Annotated in this window: 15 protein-coding genes; 6 read left to right on the forward strand and 9 right to left on the reverse strand. The window is 52.7% G+C overall.

Going from position 1 to position 17,877, the window contains the following annotated elements; genetic code table 11:
- Positions 1-51 precede the first annotated feature (51 nt).
- Positions 52-972 carry a histone deacetylase family protein gene (locus OMQ46_RS06845; protein WP_266235995.1) on the reverse strand — a complete coding sequence of 307 codons (921 nt, stop codon included), beginning with the start codon at positions 970-972 and terminating at the stop codon, positions 52-54.
- A gap of 54 nt (positions 973-1,026) precedes the next feature.
- On the opposite strand from OMQ46_RS06845, the gene OMQ46_RS06850 reads away from it, so the two are divergent.
- Both OMQ46_RS06850 and ppnN read left to right on the forward strand, forming a co-directional pair.
- Positions 1,027-3,711 carry a bifunctional acetate--CoA ligase family protein/GNAT family N-acetyltransferase gene (locus OMQ46_RS06850; RefSeq protein ID WP_266235997.1) on the forward strand — a complete coding sequence of 895 codons (2,685 nt, stop codon included), beginning with the start codon at positions 1,027-1,029 and terminating at the stop codon, positions 3,709-3,711.
- A gap of 95 nt (positions 3,712-3,806) precedes the next feature.
- Positions 3,807-5,174, forward strand: a complete 1,368-nt coding sequence (gene ppnN, locus OMQ46_RS06855) for a nucleotide 5'-monophosphate nucleosidase PpnN (RefSeq protein ID WP_266235999.1) — start codon at positions 3,807-3,809, stop codon at positions 5,172-5,174.
- On the opposite strand, the gene OMQ46_RS06860 is transcribed toward ppnN, so the two are convergent.
- On the reverse strand, positions 5,171-5,767 hold the full coding sequence (locus OMQ46_RS06860) for a hypothetical protein (protein ID WP_266236001.1): 597 nt from the start codon (positions 5,765-5,767) through the stop codon (positions 5,171-5,173). The two genes, ppnN and OMQ46_RS06860, sit on opposite strands and share 4 nt — an antisense overlap.
- Positions 5,764-7,305, reverse strand: coding sequence for an AmpG family muropeptide MFS transporter (locus OMQ46_RS06865; protein ID WP_266236003.1), 1,542 nt, complete (start codon positions 7,303-7,305; stop codon positions 5,764-5,766). Before OMQ46_RS06865 ends, OMQ46_RS06860 begins: the two co-directional genes overlap by 4 nt.
- A gap of 138 nt (positions 7,306-7,443) precedes the next feature.
- Between OMQ46_RS06865 and dinB the strand changes: the two genes are divergently transcribed.
- The gene (gene dinB / locus OMQ46_RS06870; RefSeq protein ID WP_266236004.1) at positions 7,444-8,535 is read left to right on the forward strand and encodes a DNA polymerase IV; all 1,092 of its coding nucleotides are present in this window, start codon (positions 7,444-7,446) and stop codon (positions 8,533-8,535) included.
- 130 nt (positions 8,536-8,665) lie between these two features.
- Positions 8,666-10,792, forward strand: a complete 2,127-nt coding sequence (gene recQ, locus OMQ46_RS06875; protein WP_266236006.1) for a DNA helicase RecQ — start codon at positions 8,666-8,668, stop codon at positions 10,790-10,792.
- Positions 10,793-10,841: 49 nt separating this feature from the next.
- Here recQ and OMQ46_RS06880 read toward each other — a convergent pair whose 3' ends face one another.
- On the reverse strand, positions 10,842-12,464 hold the full coding sequence (locus OMQ46_RS06880; protein ID WP_266236008.1) for a GGDEF domain-containing protein: 1,623 nt from the start codon (positions 12,462-12,464) through the stop codon (positions 10,842-10,844).
- 92 nt (positions 12,465-12,556) lie between these two features.
- Positions 12,557-13,339 carry an exodeoxyribonuclease III gene (locus OMQ46_RS06885; protein WP_266236010.1) on the reverse strand — a complete coding sequence of 261 codons (783 nt, stop codon included), beginning with the start codon at positions 13,337-13,339 and terminating at the stop codon, positions 12,557-12,559.
- Between the two features lie 109 nt (positions 13,340-13,448).
- Between OMQ46_RS06885 and rpsT the strand changes: the two genes are divergently transcribed.
- A complete protein-coding gene (gene rpsT, locus OMQ46_RS06890) occupies positions 13,449-13,709 on the forward strand; it encodes a 30S ribosomal protein S20 (RefSeq protein WP_266236012.1) in 261 nt (86 codons plus the stop codon).
- Between the two features lie 67 nt (positions 13,710-13,776).
- Here rpsT and proB read toward each other — a convergent pair whose 3' ends face one another.
- The 4 genes from proB to rplU all read right to left on the reverse strand — a co-directional run bounded on the left by proB (position 13,777) and on the right by rplU (position 16,655).
- Positions 13,777-14,904: a glutamate 5-kinase gene (gene proB, locus OMQ46_RS06895; protein WP_266236013.1), complete on the reverse strand. Its 1,128-nt coding sequence runs from the start codon at positions 14,902-14,904 to the stop codon at positions 13,777-13,779.
- 6 nt (positions 14,905-14,910) lie between these two features.
- Positions 14,911-15,960, reverse strand: a complete 1,050-nt coding sequence (gene cgtA, locus OMQ46_RS06900; protein ID WP_266236015.1) for an Obg family GTPase CgtA — start codon at positions 15,958-15,960, stop codon at positions 14,911-14,913.
- A gap of 103 nt (positions 15,961-16,063) precedes the next feature.
- Positions 16,064-16,321: a 50S ribosomal protein L27 gene (rpmA, locus tag OMQ46_RS06905; protein WP_266236017.1), complete on the reverse strand. Its 258-nt coding sequence runs from the start codon at positions 16,319-16,321 to the stop codon at positions 16,064-16,066.
- 22 nt (positions 16,322-16,343) lie between these two features.
- Entirely contained in the window at positions 16,344-16,655 is a 312-nt protein-coding gene (gene rplU, locus OMQ46_RS06910; protein WP_266236018.1) for a 50S ribosomal protein L21, read from the reverse strand.
- 212 nt (positions 16,656-16,867) lie between these two features.
- Between rplU and ispB the strand changes: the two genes are divergently transcribed.
- The gene (gene ispB, locus OMQ46_RS06915) at positions 16,868-17,836 is read left to right on the forward strand and encodes an octaprenyl diphosphate synthase (RefSeq protein ID WP_266236019.1); all 969 of its coding nucleotides are present in this window, start codon (positions 16,868-16,870) and stop codon (positions 17,834-17,836) included.
- The last annotated feature ends 41 nt before the right edge of the window (positions 17,837-17,877 follow it).

A 17,877-nucleotide genomic window follows, 5' to 3' on the forward strand; every position in this document is an offset into this window, starting at 1 on the left:
AAACACCTCAGACATCAAGAAAAGCCCCGCTCAGGGGCTTTTTTTTATGGCTTAACCCAATAGCGCTTTCAGATGTGCAACCACACTGCGCCCCAGCGCTGACAAGGCATACCCGCCTTCCAGCACGGACACTATCCGGCCACCGGCATGGTGATCAGCCACATGCTTTATCTGCTCACTGAGCCAGGCGTAATCATCCTCAACCAGGCACAGCTCCGACATATCATCCTCACGATGGCCATCAAAACCGGCCGAAATCAGAATCAACTCCGGCTTGAAAGCATTCAGGGCTGGTAGCCAATGTTGTTCGACACCGGGGCGTAGTTCATTCCCTTCCGCGCCGGCGGCAAGTGGCAGGTTGATGATGCGTCCCTCATATTTAGGTTCGCCCACGCCCGGATAGAACGGATGCTGAAAACAAGAGCAGATCATAACCTGCTCATTATCAGCAAATATTTGCTCGGTGCCATTGCCGAAATGCGCATCAAAATCGATGATCGCGATACGGCTGAGATCATAGTTTTGCAGGGCATGCGCTGCGCCCACAGCGATGTTATTAAACAGACAAAAGCCCATCGCTTTATCCCGTTCAGCATGGTGACCGGGTGGCCGCACGGCACAGAAAGCCAGCTGATGACGTTCCTGCATGACCAGGTCCACGGCTTCCACCACGGCACCGGCGGCACGTCTGGCAGCCACCAAGGTACCCGGCATCATTTGAGTGTCACCATCCAGCCAGACCTCTTCCTGACTGTCGAGCTTGTGAAAAATCTCATCGAGATAAGCCGTATCATGCACCCGCTCAAGTTGCTCTTTTGTCACCAGCGGTGCTTCAACATGCTGTAGTATCATCTCCAGACCGCTGGCGAGCAGCTGGTCATGAATCGCAGACAAACGCTCGGCCGTCTCCGGGTGGTAGGATACGGTCTGATGCAGCATGCAGTCGGGATGAGAAATGAATGCTAGGGTCATTGTTACCAGTCATGCCTAAAAGGTCATAATCCCATAGCTTATCAGGAAGGAGTGATGAATACGCATTATCTGGATCGCCTGTTCTCCCCCCGCGGCATCGCCGTCTTCGGTGCCAGCGAAGAGCCTAATTCAGTGGGACGACGCGTGTTCGATAACCTGCTCAGCGGCGATTTCCGTGGTCCAGTCTATGCCATCAACCCCAAGCATAAGAAAGTACTGAGTCAACCCTGCTTCGCTCAAATCAGTGATGCGCCCCAGGCCATCGATTTAGCGGTTATCGCCACTCCGGCAGAGACCGTACCGGACCTTATCCGCCAATGTGGTGAGCATGGTATCAGTGCCGCCATCATTATTTCCGCCGGCTTCAGCGAAGGTCAGGGTCAGGGCAGCGCGCTGGAAAAAAGCGTGGTTCAGATGGCCAAGCGCTACCAGATGCAACTGCTCGGCCCCAACTGTCTGGGCCTGATCCGGCCTGCCATAGGGATGAATGCCACCTTCAGCAAGAACACGGCCCTGCCAGGTCAACTCGCCTTGATATCCCAGTCCGGCGCTCTCTGTACTGCCATTCTGGACTGGGCCTGTGCCAATGATGTGGGCTTTTCCACCATTGTCTCACTGGGAAATGCAGCCGATATTGATTTCGGTGATCTGCTGGATTATCTCGCCCAGGATCCCAAAACCCAGAGCATCCTGTTATATGTCGAGGGCATCCGTGATGCCCGTCGCTTTATGAGTGGCCTGCGCATTGCCTCCCGTATGAAACCGGTCGTGGTGATCAAAGCGGGTCGTCATCAGGCCGCTTCGCAGGCTGCCGTTACCCATACCGGGGCCATGATTGGCGGCGATGATGTGTTTAATGCTGCCCTGAAACGCGCCGGTGTGGTCCGGGCCGACAGCATTCAGCAGCTGTTTGCCGCCGCCGAGATTCTCTCCACTCAAAGCCGGGTCAATGGCCGACGGCTGGCGATTGTCACCAATGGCGGTGGCCTTGGGGTCATGGCCACTGACCGTGCTGTTGATCTGAATATCGAACTGGCTGAACTCTCGAATGACAGTATTGAAGCCCTTAACCGATCATTGCCGCCCCACTGGTCGCAGCGAAATCCAGTCGACATTCTGGGCGACGCTTCTCCCGAACGATATCAGCACGCGGTCAAAGTCTGTCTTGCCGATGACAACGTCGATGGCGTGCTGGTCATGCTTTCCCCCCAGGCGATGACCGATCCGGATGCCTGCGCGCAAGCCGTGATTGAGGCACAAAATGGCCAGTCCAAACCGGTGCTGGCCTGCTGGATGGGCCAGGATCTGGTGGCCGAAGCCGACAAACTCTATGCGCGTCATCATTTACCCTGTTTCAGTAATCCGGAATCCTCAGTAGAGGCTTTTGTATGCCTGTCACGCTTTCATGATAATCAGCAGTTGTTGATGCAGGTACCCGGGCCATTGGCCTCACTCAGTGCCCCCGATGTCGAGGGGGCGAAACTGATTATTGAAAGTGTGCTCGCCGAGGGCCGGCAGACACTCAGTACCACCGAATCACGGGCCTTACTGAAAGCCTTCAAAATTCCGGTCAGTTTCAGCATTGACTGTGACAGCGCCAATGCCGCGCTGGTCGCCGCCGAAACACTGGGCTTTCCAGTGGTGATGAAAATCAGCTCACCGTCCATTGTGCACAAAACCGAGGTCGGGGGCGTTCGCCTCAATATCACTAACGCTCAGGCTGTTCGCAGCACTTACAACGAATTGCTGGAACAGGTGCATGTCAATCAGGGCAACCCTTACGCCACGCATGTCACGGTCGAGCCAATGTACGAAACGCCATCAGGCCGCGAATTGCTGGTGGGTGCCAGCCGCGATCCGGTATTCGGTACGGCGATCGTGTTCGGTGCCGGCGGTATCAAGGTCGAGGTGCTACAGGATCGCGCCATCGCCCTGCCGCCCCTCAATCATTTTCTGGCCGAACGCCTGATTGCCGAAACCAAAATCTCGGGCCTGCTGGGTGAGTTCCGCGGGCTGCCGCCGATTAACCGGGAATCCCTGATACAGGTCCTGTTACGGGTGTCGGAGATGGTTTGTGAACTGCCCGAACTGATCTCACTGGATATCAATCCGCTGATTGCAGATGAGAAAGGTGTAATGGCACTGGATGCCCGTATCGAAATCAGCCACCAGCCAGCCGGGATTAACCGTTACGATCACCTGGCGATTCACCCTTATCCCAACCAGTTGATTACGCTGGATCAGTTACCGGATGGCAGTAATATCACCATCCGCCCGATCCGGCCCGAGGATGCGATGATTGAGCAGAATTTCTTCCGCAAGCTCTCCGCAGAATCGCGTTATTTCCGCTTTATGCAACGGCTCAATGAGCTGACCCAGGATATGCTGATTCGCTTTACCCAGCTCGATTACAGCCGTGAACTGGCACTGATAGCCGTCACCGATATCGATGACGAGGAAACCGAAGTCGGTGTTGCCCGCTACACCATGAACCCGGATGGTCAGAGCTGTGAATTTGCCCTGGTGGTTGCCGATGAGTGGCAGCATCGCGGCATTGGTTCGAGACTGATGAAAGCGCTGATTGCCAGTGCCCGCCAGCAGGGGTTCAGCCGCATGAATGGCGAAATCCTGTCGACCAATATCAATATGCAGCGTCTGGCTGAAGAACTCGGCTTTAAGCTGCGCAATGATCCCGATGATCCGGGCGTCAAACTCGCCAGCAAAAATCTGCTGCACTGAACCAGCATTACAATGAACTTATTTTGCTTCACGGGGATTGATTCGCTGCCACAACAGTGGGAGCATCAAAGCATCACAACAATAAAGGCCAACGCATGAACAAAGTCGCCCGGACTACCATCCGCCCGGTTCGCAGTCTCAACCTGCTGTCACAGGATGAAATCTACAAGCTGAGCAACCCGCGGGCCGATCTGCACCGCCTGTTTCGTGACTGCGCGCTCGCGATTCTTAACACGGATAGCGAACAGGATGATGCCGAGGAAATATTCAAAACCTTCTCCGACTTCAATATCCAGCTAAAACCGCAGCCGCGCGGCGTGATGCTGGAGATTCTCAATGCGCCGGCACAATCGTTTGTCGATGGCAAAATTATCCGCGGTATCCAAGAGCATCTGTCATCGGTACTGCGCGATATCGTCTACACCGACTTTAAAATTCTGGCCGAGGAAGCCGATGACCCGGCCAAAATGACGGATAAGGTGTTCCGGATTCTGCGTAATGCCGGTGTGGTGCGACCGGGCGTCTCTCCCAATCTGGTGGTCTGCTGGGGGGGACACTCGATACCACGGCAAGAATACGACTTTGCCAAGCATGTCGGTTATGAACTGGGACTCAGAGGCCTGGATATCATCACCGGTTGCGGCATTGGCGCGATGAAAGGGCCGATGAAAGGTGCCGCTGTCGGTCACGCCAAACAGCAGATCAAAAAAGGCCGCTATATCGGCATCAGTGAACCCGGCATCATTGCTTCAGAGTCACCCAATGCCATTGTCAATGAACTGGTGATCATGCCCGATATCGAAAAACGGCTGGAAGCCTTTGTGCGGCTTGGCCATGCCATCGTTGTGTTCCCGGGCGGCGTTGGCACGGTCGAAGAAATCATGTACCTGCTCAGCATTCTGCTGCATCCCGACAACCGTCAGGGCATTCCGCTGGTTTTCGCCGGGCCCGATTGCTGCCGCGAGTATTTCAACACGCTGGACCGCTTTCTGCGTCAGTGTCTCGGTGACGATGTTGCCAGCCTCTACAAGATTATCATCGGTGATCCCGCACAGGTCGGCACCGAAATCCGCGAAGCGGTGGAGCAGGTGCACCGTGACCGCTATGCCAGTCAGGATGCCTACTATTTTAACTGGCAGCTGAATATTGACCCGATTCTCCAGTATCCTTTTATCCCCACCCATGAAAATATGGCGGCGCTGAAACTGGATCCGTCCCTGCCCAAACATGAATTGGCCAGTCAGATTCGCTCCGCTTTCTCCGGCATCGTCGCCGGTAATGTCAAAGCTTTCGGTATTCGTGAAGTGGCCAAGCATGGCCCGTATATCATCGATGGTGATCCGGCCATCATGCAGGCGATTGATGAGATCCTGACTATTTTCGTCGATGAAAAACGAATGAAACTGGGACAGGACAAAAAAGCCTACCGTCCCTGCTATCAATTGGCGAAAAAGGCGAGCTAGTCTGTCAGGATATCCAGCGCGGTCACATAAACCAGTTCACAGGCACTGGCGCCCGTATCGTCGCGTGACAGCGAGCTTTGCCAGCGCCAGCCATCATAGCTTTCTGCCTTGATTAACTGACCCTGAAGGCGGATGAGTTGACCCGGATTGACCATGTCCAGCATCACCGCAACCTGCTCATCGGCAGGCACGATATGCATATTGGCGCTCTGGGTCTCAATGGCCCGCCGTGGTATCGGAAAATCCTCAACCCGCCAGTGATACCAACGACCGGACTGACGAATCTCAATCTGCGCTAACACTGACTCATCGGACATCTGCTGCCAGCCCAGTGCCAGGTCAGTTGGTGCCAGTTCGCTTTCGCGGTCGAGCCAATAATCCTCACGCGACAGTACCTTCGCTTCCAGTGAAAAGTCGGCCAGCGGCGTAATCAGATAATCATTGAATACAAAGGGCTCAGCATGGTTGATTAATACCTGCTCCGGCGCTGTTTGTGCTTTTATGCCCGGGCCCAGTGAGACCGTCTCTGCCGCGCGGCATTGCCAGACAAGCAAGCCAATCAACAACAGAAAAAGCAGATTTCTCAAACTCATGACTGCGCCAGATTAAACCGTTTGGCCGCCAGCATGATCAGCAACAGAACCGGTAGCCCCATCAATGCCGTCGATAAAAAGAAGCCCTGATAACCTATCGCATCGACCATCGTCCCCGAGTAACCGCCCAGCATTTTCGGCAACAAGGTCATCAGAGAAGAAAAAATCGCGTACTGCACCGCTGTAAAGGAAATATTGGTCAGACTGGAGAGAAAGGCTACGAAGGCAGCACTGGCGAGACCACCGGACAGATTATCAGCGGAGATGACCACATAGAGCATCCACACTTCATTACCCATGCCGGCCAGCAACATAAACAGCAGATTGGTCGCTGCAGAGAGTACCGCGCCCAGCATCAGTATCCGCATAACCCCATAGCGGACAGCCAGCAGGCCGCCCAGGAACCCACCCAGCAGGGTCATAAACAGCCCGAAGGTTTTTACCACGGTCGCGATCTGCGGTTTGCTAAAGCCTATATCCTGATAAAACACATTGGCAATTACCCCGAGTACGATATCGGAAATCCGATACAGGCCCACCAGTGCCAGCAACAACCAGGCGAGAGACCAGCCATAACGCTGAAAGAAATCCTGGATCGGCTCAATATAACTGCGTTTCAGCAAAGCCTTATTGACCCACTCAAAGCGCAGGCAGAATAAAGCCAGAATCACCGCGACTCCCAGCGCCAGCGCCAGCCGTAACATTTCCACCAGCACTCCGGCCAGATTAGCATTCAACACCCAGCCAGCAACCACTAACTTGGCCTGCAAAGCCAGTTCTGAACTGGAGGCAAAAAAAGCGATAAAGCCACTGACCGCCACCACAAAAGTAAAAAACAGACCGGCATAGTCACTGGCAGCCTGGGTACGAATGCCCTGATTCACCGCCGGCTCATCAATCACCAGCGTGGTGATAATGCCGATCAGCATGAAGCCACTCATGACCAGATAAGTGATCTGCCAGGCACTGAAATCATACTGTCCCAGGCTGGAGCCAAAATAACTGGCCAGAAACAATGCCCCAGCTCCAGCAATCAACATGCCGATACGGTAACCGGCGATGTAACTGGCAGACATCAGCGCCTGAAGCGTTTTGTCGGCAGATTCAATCCGGTAGGCATCAATCACGATATCCTGGGTCGCTGCTGAGAATCCGAGCAAGACTGCTGCCAGTGCCATTAAAGTCAGTCCCTGACTGGCTGGATCCACCAGCGCCATCAGGGCAATCGACAGCATCACCATCAGTTGAGATAACAACAACCAGGCACGTCGGCGGCCGAGCTTGCGGGTAAGAAGCGGCAATGGAATGACATCGATCAATGGTGCCCAGACGAACTTGAAGGAATAGCCCAGTGCCGCCCAACTGAAATAGGTTACCGCAGCGCGTTCAACGCCGGCCTCTCGCAGCCAGAGGCTCAAAGAGGAGAAAATCAGTAGTAACGGCAACCCGGCGACCACACCGTAAAACAGCATCGTGACCACCCGCGGATGGGCGAATGCTTTAAGACTCTCCTGCCATGAATGAAGTTGTGCTATCAAGCTGTGCTCACTGATAAGGTTCAGTCAGCTAAAGTACCACCGACCGTGGCCGCATACCAGCCAGCAAACGCTCTCTCAGACTGTGTTGTCGATGACATTCATGAGAAAATGGTGAGAAGTCTTTGCAGCGCAATCATTATGGCCCGACAACGCAAAATCATTCACGTCGATATGGATGCCTTTTTCGCCTCGGTGGAACAGCGGGATCATCCTGAATACCGGGGAAAACCGCTTATCGTCGGCGGGCAGCCTGACAGCCGTGGCGTGGTTGCTGCCTGTAGTTATGAGGCAAGACAGTTTGGTATCCACTCGGCCATGCCCTGCGCCCGCGCCTACCGTTTATGTCCGCAGGCAATATTTGTCCGCCCCCGTTTCGAAGCCTACCGTGAAGTATCCGGGCAAATACGCGAGATTTTCTGGCGCTATGCCAGTGAAGTTGAACCCTTATCTCTGGATGAAGCCTACCTGGATGTCAGCTATACCGCCGAGTTCAATGGCTCCGCCACCCTGATAGCACAGGCCATTAAACGGGCAATACAAGAAGAGACCGGGCTCACTGCTTCCGCCGGGGTCTCCTACAACAAGTTTCTCGCCAAAATCGCGTCCGATATGGACAAACCGGACGGGCTTTACTTCATCCGTCCCGACCAGGGTAAAAAATTTGTTGAGACCCTGCCGGTGGGTAAATTTCATGGTATCGGCCCCGCCACCGAAACCAGGATGAAAAAACTGGGCATTGAAACCGGCCTCGATCTGAGACAGAAAACGTTGGCAGAACTGACCGAACGCTTTGGCAAATCCGGCCAGTACTATTTCAATATCGCCCGCGCGATTGATGAACGGCCGGTACGCAGCCAGCGAATTCGTAAATCGCTCGGTAAGGAAACCACTTTCTCCAGAGATATTCTCTCCGTAGCAGAGCTGACGGCCAAACTGCTTGACCTTGCTGATATCGTGCTGGAAAGCCTGAACAAGCATCAGCTTCAGGCCCGGACTGTGACTGTCAAAGTCAAATATGCCGACTTTCAACAAGTCACCCGCGCGCAAACGATTGAACACAACATCGACATTGAAAATTTAAGACAACTCATCCCGCTGTTATTAAAGCGCACCGAAGCCGGTCACAAACCGGTCAGATTGGTTGGTTTGAGCCTGAGCGGCCTGGAGCTACCCGCAGTTGAACAAGCGCCACAACCGCAGCTGGACTTGGCATTGAATCAGGCATTTTAGTTGTCGATTAGTCTGGGCACTGGCTCTCGTATTCAACACCAGGCATTTGCGCGCCAAAACGTGAAGACAGTTACAAGTCAAACCGAGCCTGATTTGCCATAATGGTGTTTTGCCAGATGATTCAATAGCTATGGAACTTGCCGAGCAAACTGCACAGGATGTGCTGCAAAACGTATTTGGCTATCAGGCATTTCGTCACAATCAGGGAGACATCGTTGAGCAGGTGATTGCCGGCGGCGATGCGCTGGTCTTGATGCCAACGGGTGGGGGTAAATCGCTGTGTTACCAGATTCCGGCACTGGTACGACAGGGCACAGCAATTGTCGTCTCACCCTTGATTGCGTTAATGCAGGATCAGGTCGTCGCGCTCAAAGCCCTGGGGGTAAAAGCCGCCTATTTAAACTCCAGTCTGTCTGCAGAGGAAGCCCGCGCTGTCGAGAATGCGCTGGAGACGGGGGAACTTGATTTACTCTATGTCGCCCCCGAGCGTCTGTTGAATGAACGCATGTTGAGCCTGCTGGAACGCTCCAGTATTGCTCTGTTTGCTATCGATGAAGCACACTGCGTTTCCCAATGGGGGCATGATTTCCGGCCCGAGTACCAGCAACTGCGCCTTCTGCACGAGCGATTCCCGCAGGTGCCCCGCATTGCCCTGACGGCGACGGCTGATAAACGAACCCGCCATGAGATCATCGAGCAGCTTAACCTCCATCATGCCGAGGTCTATCTCAACAGCTTTGACCGACAGAACATCTTTTATTCAATCACCGAAGCACGTAATGCCAAACAGCAGCTGTGGCAATTTATCAGTACGCATCACGCCGACGATGCCGGTATTGTCTATTGCCTGTCACGGAAAAAAGTCGAGGCGATTGCTGAATGGCTGCAGGATCAGGGCAGAGTGGCCCTGCCTTACCATGCCGGGCTACCAGCCCAGTTGCGAGCACACACACAACAACGTTTCCTGCGCGAAGAGAGTGTGATCATCGTTGCCACCATTGCCTTTGGCATGGGTATCGATAAGCCTGATGTGCGCTTTGTTGCCCACCTGAACCTGCCCAAAAATATCGAAGCCTATTACCAGGAAACCGGGCGTGCTGGTCGTGATGGCCTGCCGGCCAATGCCTGGATGGCCTACGGCCTGCAGGATGTGATCACTCTGCGTCAGTTTATGCAGGACTCTGAAGCGCCCGATCTGGTTAAACGGGTTGAACATCACAAACTGGATGCTATGCTGGGCCTGTGTGAACTGATTACCTGTCGCCGCCATGCCCTGCTCGCCTACTTTGATGAGACCGCACCTGCCCAATGTGGACACTGCGATAACTGTCAGAACCCGCCTGAACATTTTGATGCGACCGAAGTGGCCCAGAAAGCCCTTTCCTGCGTGTTTCGAAGTGGCCAGCGCTTTGGCGTCAATTACCTTATCGATATTTTGCTGGGCAGTGATGATGAGCGTATCAAACAAAACCAGCACCACAAACTCAGCACCTTCGGTATCGGTACAGAACTGAACGCGACGCAATGGCGCGGCGTTTTCAGGCAACTGATTGCCACCGGCTATCTGGATATTGATATCAATGCCTATGGTGCACTCAAACTGACCGAAAAATGCCGTCCGGTGTTGCGCGGTGAAGAGACGCTGCGGCTTCGGAAACAACAGGAACGGCAGAAGGCGGCAAAAACAGCCAGAAAGCAGTCGACTGTCCGGCCCCAGGATGAGGCTTTATGGGAAGCCTTGCGAGCCTGCCGAGCTGATATTGCCCACTCTCAAGGTCTGCCGCCCTACGTTATTTTCCATGACGCGACGCTGCTGGATATGTGCAAGCAACGACCAGAGGACATGCAGGCGATGCGGCGCATCAGCGGCGTGGGTGAGCAAAAGTTGTCACAGTACGGCCAGCAGTTTCTGGCTATTATCCGTCAGCATCCGTTGTCAGAACTGCTGAACAATGGTTTAAGCGATACGGTGAATCAGACACTGATACTTCATGAGCAGGGGCTGGAACCGGAAGCCATTGCCCGCCAGCGGGATCTGAAAATAAGCACTGTGTTCAGTCATCTGGCCGACGGTATCAGCGCTGGTCTGCTGGATGTGAAAAAAGTGCTTCAACTGGAAGACCGGCAGTTGGGCGAAATTACCCTGACCATTGAATCACTAGGTGAGGAGGCCAGCAGTCTCAAGGTCATTCATCAGGCGCTGGACGAGGCCTATGACTATGGCATTATCCGTTGCGTGTTGGCATCGCTGACTTGAGACGATTATTGTCCGCTTCTTAGCGGAATGTTGATATCCCTGTCAGAACTCAGTCTTGCTGTTTAAGTAATGACACGCAGTTATTTCGCCCGTTATTTTTGGCTTGATAGAGAGCCTTGTCGGCCCGGTTAAAAACATCCTCAATGCTATCGCCCTGTTCAAACATCGCCAGCCCTGCCGACGTGGTCACCGGTACCGTTATATCCTGGTAATAGAAATGGGTCTTTTCTAAAATCTGACGTATTTTATTACTCAGTTTCAAAGCACTATCGAGATCGGTGTCAGGAAACAATCCTACAAACTCCTCGCCACCGAACCGCGCCATGAAGTCGGCTTTTCTGACTGTTTTTTTGAATATCTGGGCAATCGCTTTCAGGACCACATCACCCGCGCTGTGACCATACTGATCATTAATACTTTTAAAGTGGTCTACATCCCAGATTACCATCGTCAATGGTTTCTGGTGTCGCTGCCATCGCGCATACTCTGATTCGACAGTATCATTCAGCGCCTGTCTGTTCCAAATCCCGGTCAGCGCGTCTTTTAGCGCTTCTTCCTGGGCTTTAATGGTCGCCTGCCGTAAGATTTCAGCTTCCGATTCCATTGTGTGCAGGCGTTGATTCAGTTGTTTGATCTGTTCCTGAGCTTCAGCAAACCGGTCTCTATCGACCTGATGAGCATGACTGATGTGCCGGTTAAGAATATCAAGCCGGGTACTGACTGACTCTCTTAACTGACTCAACTCTGTGGCATCCTGAACATCAAGCCTCAGCCCCTTCATTTCCTCTTTAACATTATGCCCAAGCGCTTGCCGCTGGGTATAAACACTCAGTTCATCCTGCTCGAATCGGTTGAGCTGTTGGTCGAGACTGCTCAGCTTATCTGTCAGATTGAGGAGAAAGGCTTCGTACTCTCTTTTTTCATAGACGGCTGACGCACCAAGTTGACTGACCAGTTTAGCGATATCATCAATCACTCTGGGGAGTTCGCTGACAGTGATACCCTGCTGGATGGAATCCCTGATTTTTATGGCCTGTTCGTTAAATTCTTTTGGCAGGGATAACTGTTCAAGTAAGGTGATTAGGATCTCAACCGGGGAAACAGAGAGCGTATTTTCCGATTTGTCGGTCACACGTTCCGGTCTTGAACCGTTCTGCTGCGCCACGTCCTTGTCTCGGCCGCCACGAAACAATCTACTCAGTAATCCCCCAGGCTCTCGAGTCTCGACATCGATAAAGCTGTCCTGGATCAGGTGTGCGGTCTGTTCGATAAGCGCCGGCAGCTCGTTTTCTGAGGATTTACGTACTTTTCGAGCAAGCTGGGTTGCGTCTTTCTGGTTTTGTTTCGGCCACTTAATCTGCGCCAGAAGCCTGCCCAAACTGTCAGCAATACCCGACTGCCTGGCTGCGTTCTGATCCATTTGAGCAATACTCCGCTCCAACTCAACCAGCACATCTTCAATCTGATTGGTATTGCGGTTTTTATCGCGGAGCAGCTCAAGCAGCGTTGATAAGGTTTTATCCAGAACCGGGTCAAAGCCTTTGGCGGCGAATGCAAGACGATTCAAACTTCGCTCTAACAGTTGCTCGTAATGTTGTTGCTTTTCAAGCGCTTCGGAGACTTTAAAAAACTTCTCCTTCCATTCTTCAACTTTGGCGTCTTTCGCTACCATTGCCCGTTCCTTGCTTCTAATTCAATAAACCCAACACCTGCTCACATACTTATCCTGACATTCAGGGACACACTTCTCTGTACTTGTCTGCACTACTTTGTGGGGAATTCATAATCATAATCAATCGTTAGCGGCGCATGATCGGAAAAGCGCTGATCGCGATAAATTTCAGTCGCTTTGACGGTACCTTTCATGGATGGCGACAATACGTGGTAATCAATCCGCCATCCGACGTTGTTATCCCAGGCACGGCCCCGGTTCGACCACCAGGTGTATTCATGTTCTTTCTGCGGTAATTCGCGGAAGGCGTCAATAAAGCCCATTTCATCAAACAGCTTATCCAGCCATGCACGCTCCTCGGGCAGGAAGCCTGAATTTTTCTGATTGGCTTTCCAGTTACGGATATCTTCATTTTTATGCGCAATATTCCAGTCACCGGTAATCACATAGTCACGTCCGGAGTCTTTCATTTCCTGCATTTTCTTTTCAAAAAATTCCATGCAGCGGTATTTTGCCTGTTGACGTTCTTCCTTGGACGAGCCGGATGGCAGATAGAGCGAAATCACGCTTAGATTGCCAAAACGGCCCTCAATGTAGCGCCCTTCGGCATCAAATTCAGGATTATCCATGCCCACGATCACTGCATCAGGTTCATGCCGGCTATAGAGTGCGACACCGCTGTAGCCTTTACGCTCAGCATCATGGTAATAGCAGTGATAGCCCTGCGGGGTGAATACCTCATCCTCGAGTTGATGCACCTGCGCCTTGGTTTCCTGAATGCAAACTACATCCGCGTTCTGTTTCAACAGCCAGTCAAAAAATCCTTTACGTGCCGCGGCCCTGATGCCATTCACGTTAACGGTTATAATGCGCATAAATACCTCGTGATAAAATTTTCTCATCATACCATTTACAAAGCATATGAAAATCAGGATAATGGCGTGTTCATCTGATATTGATAGCTGAATTTTTAGGAGAAGCACTTTGGCAAACTCGGCACAAGCAAGAAAACGCGCGCGTCAAGCGGAAGTACACCGTCAGCGCAACGCCAGCCAACGTTCAGCGATGCGTACCAGCATCAAAGCACTGAGAAAAGCAATTGCAGCTGGTGATAAAGAAAAAGCGGTTGCTGCTTTCCAAGCTGCTGTACCTCAACTGGACCGTATGGCCCGTAAAGGCATTATTCACAAGAATACTGCTGCTCGCGGTAAGAGCCGCCTGAACAACGCTGTTCGCGCAATGTAATTAAAGCTGCAAAGCTTTTAAAAAAACCGGCCGAAGCCGGTTTTTTTATGTCTGTAACTTCAGCGGGTCACGTCACGACCAGATTATCGCGGTGGATCAGCTCAGGTTCATCGACATAGCCCAGCAAAGACTCAATCTCAGCACTGGCATGACCTTTAATGATACGGGCTTCTTCAGAACTGTAATTACTGAGACCGCGGGCAATTTCGCGGCCATTCAGATCCCGGCAAATCACCAGTTCTCCCCGTGTAAATTCACCTTCCACATGTTTCACACCAACCGGTAAAATGCTGCGGCCTTTTTCCCGTATCACTGCCACCGCACCATCATCCAGCACGATCTGACCTTTGGGAATCAAATGCCCGACCAGCCATTGCTGACGCGCCTTGATGGGCTTGTTGTCGGGCCACAGTAAGGTGCCGACGCCATTCCCCGCTGCCAGATACCGCAGATTATCCGGGTATTTACCCGACAGTATCACGGTGTAGGCTCCGGAGCGTGCTGCACGTCGCGCCGCCAGCAATTTGGTAGTCATGCCACCACGACCCAGTTCGCCTTTACTGTCACCGGCCATCTGATCCAGTGCCGGATTACTGGCAGCGGAAGCAGCTATCATCCGGGCGTTGGGATTACTTCTTGGATCGGAATCAAACAGGCCGTCCTGATCCGTCAGAATGACCAGCACATCGGCCTCAACCAGGTTGGCCGTCATCGCTGCCAAGGTGTCATTGTCACCAAAGCGAATTTCCTCGGTGGCGATAGTATCGTTTTCATTGACCACCGGCAGAATCCCCAGCTCCAGCAGAGTATGCAGGGCACTGCGGGCATTCAGGTGACGACCACGGTCAGACAGATCAGAGTGAGTGAGCAGAATTTGCGCAGTCTGAATGCCATGTTTACTGCATTCCGTGGCATAAGCATTCACCAGGCCCATCTGGCCGACACTGGCAGCCGCCTGTAGTTTATGAATTTCATGGGGGCGGCGCTGCCAGCCCATACGCTGCATCCCTGCTGCCACCGAGCCGGAAGTCACCAGCACCACTTCCTTGCCCTGTCGACGTAGCTCCGCAATTTCGCCGCTGAGCCAGCGAATACGTTCAATATCCAACCCCTCACCAAGGCGGGTCAGCAGTGCACTGCCGATTTTGATGACCCAGCGTTTGGTTTGGATAAGCTGCTGGTGAGGTTCGGTCACGGGGGCTTATTCCTTGTTATCGTCTTGTTCAGACTGTTCCTGTTCGCGGCTCAACTCCAGATAAGCCATCACATCTTCACACAGCTGATCACAGCCTTCACCGCTCTGACCACTGATACGATAAACCTTACCCTGCCAGTTGAGCCTGTCAATCACTTCACTGCACAGCTCCTCACGGATATCTTCCGGGACCAGGTCCATTTTATTGAGCACCAGCCATTGGTCCTGGCTGCCCAGGGCCTCGCTGTAGCGTTCCAGTTCACGGTTGATGGTTTTCACGCTCTCCACCGGATCCTGCTCGACATCGACGGGCGCCATATCAACCAGATGCAGTAACAGGCGGGTGCGAGTCAGATGACGCAGGAACTGAATGCCGAGGCCGGCACCTTCAGCCGCGCCTTCCACCAAACCGGGTACATCGGCAATCACAAAGCTGCGTACATCTTTCAGGGTGACCACCCCCAGATTGGGATACAGCGTCGTGAAAGGATAATCCGCGACTTTGGGCTGTGCGGCTGAGACCTGACTGATAAAAGTGGATTTACCGGCGTTGGGCAGACCCAGAAGACCGACATCAGCCAGCAGTTTCATTTCCAGACGCAGATTACGTTCTTCACCAGGGGTGCCATCCGACGTCTGACGTGGCGCGCGGTTGATACTGGATTTGTAGCGGGCGTTGCCCAGACCATGCCAGCCGCCTTTAGCCACCATCAGCTTCTTACCGGGCTCAGTCAGATCACCAATCAATTCATTGGTGTCGTCATCCCAGGCTTCGGTACCGACCGGCACTTTGATGATCAGATCCTCACCCCGCGCACCGCTGCACAGGCGGCCACGACCATGTTCGCCGCGCTCGGCTTTGAAATGACGCTGATAGCGGAAATCAATCAGGGTATTAACCTGTGTATCGGCCAGCAGGTAAACGTCACCGCCATCACCGCCGTCGCCACCATCCGGCCCACCGAAAGGAATAAATTTTTCGCGGCGAAAACTCAGACAACCGTTGCCACCGGCACCGGCCATCACTTTAATTTTCGCCTCGTCTACAAACTTCATGGATCCAACCCGCTCAATTCTCTATCTGACAAACGCCAGAAACAAAAAACCCCGCATCAGCGGGGCTTTCGGCTGTTTGCCCCAAACGGGCTAACAAATATTTTTAGTCAGCAACGACACTAACGAAAGTGCGTTTTTGTGGACCTTTGGTCTCAAACAACACTTTACCTTCAGCAGTTGCGAACAGTGTGTGGTCTTTACCGATGCTGACGTTACGACCAGCGTGATAACGGGTACCACGTTGGCGAACGATGATGTTACCGCCGACAACCATTTCACCGCCGTAGCGTTTTACGCCAAGGCGTTTACTCTCGGAATCGCGGCCGTTACGTGTACTACCACCAGCTTTCTTGTGAGCCATGATTAAACCTCTCTAAACAATCTTAGGCTGAAATGCCTGTGATTTCGATTTCAGTGAATGCCTGACGGTGCCCCATCTGTTTCTGATGGTGCTTACGGCGTTTGAATTTGATGATTTTGACCTTGTCGCCACGACCGTTGGCAGCAACTTTAGCAGTCACTTTGGCGCCATCCAGGTAAGGCGCGCCGACTTTGACGTCCTCGCCTTCGCCTACCAGCAGTACTTTATCCAGCTCAACCGTATCACCGGCTTCAGCATTCAGTTTTTCAACGCGGAGCTTTTCGCCCTCTTTTACCCGGTATTGTTTACCGCCTGTCGCGACAATAGCGTACATCGCTGTCTCCAAAAATAATGTTGTTAATGCAGGTTGCCCAACAAAAGACCGGCAATTGTAGCGCCTTTCTAATAGGAGATCAAATCTCAATATCAGGGTATGCTGATCTTCATGATTTGCGGTGAAATCCGCATCGTCTTAATATTTGCGCGCATGCCTCGTGCATGAGAAAGTACGCGTTTTCAGACATATTATAGGCAGATTTTTGCACTGTGGATATTCAATCCATCTATTCTTTGATACAGGACGATCTGGCGTCGGTCGATGCACTGATTCAATCCCGCCTGCAGTCTGATGTGGCGCTGATCAATCAGCTCGGTTTTTACATTATCAACAGCGGGGGCAAACGTCTTCGTCCGGCCATTGCGATTCTGAGTGCCCGCGCTTGCGGCTACCAGGGTGACAAGCATATCAACCTGGCTACTATCATTGAATTCATCCACACTGCGACCCTGCTGCATGATGATGTCGTCGACAACTCAGAAATGCGCCGGGGCCAGGAAACAGCCAATAACCTCTGGGGTAACGAAGCCAGCGTCCTGGTAGGCGACTTTCTCTACACACGTTCCTTCGAAATGATGGTGGAAATGGATTCAATGCGCCTGATGCAGATCCTGTCCCGCACCACCAATATCATTGCTGAAGGTGAAGTGCTGCAGTTACTTAACTGTCATGATGCCGACACAACAGAAGCCCGCTACCTGGAAGTGATTCACCACAAAACTGCCAAACTGTTTGAAGCCGCCGGGCAATTAGGTGCGGTGATCTGTGATGCCCCTGTTGAGATAGAGAGGGCGATGTCGCTCTACGCGATGCACCTGGGCAGCGCATTTCAGTTGGTTGATGACCTGCTTGACTACAGTCAGTCCAGTGAGACCATTGGTAAGAATATCGGTGATGATCTGGCCGAGGGTAAACCGACCCTGCCACTAATCTATGCCATGCGTCAGGGTAACGATGAGCAGGCGAATATTATTCGTCAAGCAATCGAAAACGGTGAACGGGATCGCATTGATGAGATTGTCCGTATCATCAATGAAACCGGCGCTATTGACTACACAGCCCGTGCTGCTTCAAATGAAGTGGCACATGCAAAAGCGGCTCTCAATGTACTGCCTGACAGTGATTACAGACAGGCCTTGCTGGCACTGGCTGATTTCTCGGTCAATCGTGACTACTGATTCAAGCTGCTGGTCTTGCCGCCGATTAACTGGATAAGATA

Source organism: Methylophaga sp. OBS1 (genome assembly GCF_026319365.1).

Bases quoted from the DNA above. Each gene is read 5' to 3' on its own strand.
- recQ (WP_266236006.1), top strand. From the start codon at position 8,666: ATGGAACTTGCCGAGCAAACTGCACAGGATGTGCTGCAAAACGTATTT.
- ppnN (WP_266235999.1), top strand. From the start codon at position 3,807: ATGAACAAAGTCGCCCGGACTACCATCCGCCCGGTTCGCAGTCTCAAC.
- cgtA (WP_266236015.1), bottom strand. From the start codon at position 15,960: ATGAAGTTTGTAGACGAGGCGAAAATTAAAGTGATGGCCGGTGCCGGT.
- rpmA (WP_266236017.1), bottom strand. From the start codon at position 16,321: ATGGCTCACAAGAAAGCTGGTGGTAGTACACGTAACGGCCGCGATTCC.
- OMQ46_RS06850 (WP_266235997.1), top strand. From the start codon at position 1,027: ATGAATACGCATTATCTGGATCGCCTGTTCTCCCCCCGCGGCATCGCC.
- OMQ46_RS06845 (WP_266235995.1), bottom strand. From the start codon at position 972: ATGACCCTAGCATTCATTTCTCATCCCGACTGCATGCTGCATCAGACC.
- OMQ46_RS06880 (WP_266236008.1), bottom strand. From the start codon at position 12,464: ATGGTAGCGAAAGACGCCAAAGTTGAAGAATGGAAGGAGAAGTTTTTT.
- OMQ46_RS06885 (WP_266236010.1), bottom strand. From the start codon at position 13,339: ATGCGCATTATAACCGTTAACGTGAATGGCATCAGGGCCGCGGCACGT.
- dinB (WP_266236004.1), top strand. From the start codon at position 7,444: ATGGCCCGACAACGCAAAATCATTCACGTCGATATGGATGCCTTTTTC.
- rplU (WP_266236018.1), bottom strand. From the start codon at position 16,655: ATGTACGCTATTGTCGCGACAGGCGGTAAACAATACCGGGTAAAAGAG.
- OMQ46_RS06860 (WP_266236001.1), bottom strand. From the start codon at position 5,767: ATGAGTTTGAGAAATCTGCTTTTTCTGTTGTTGATTGGCTTGCTTGTC.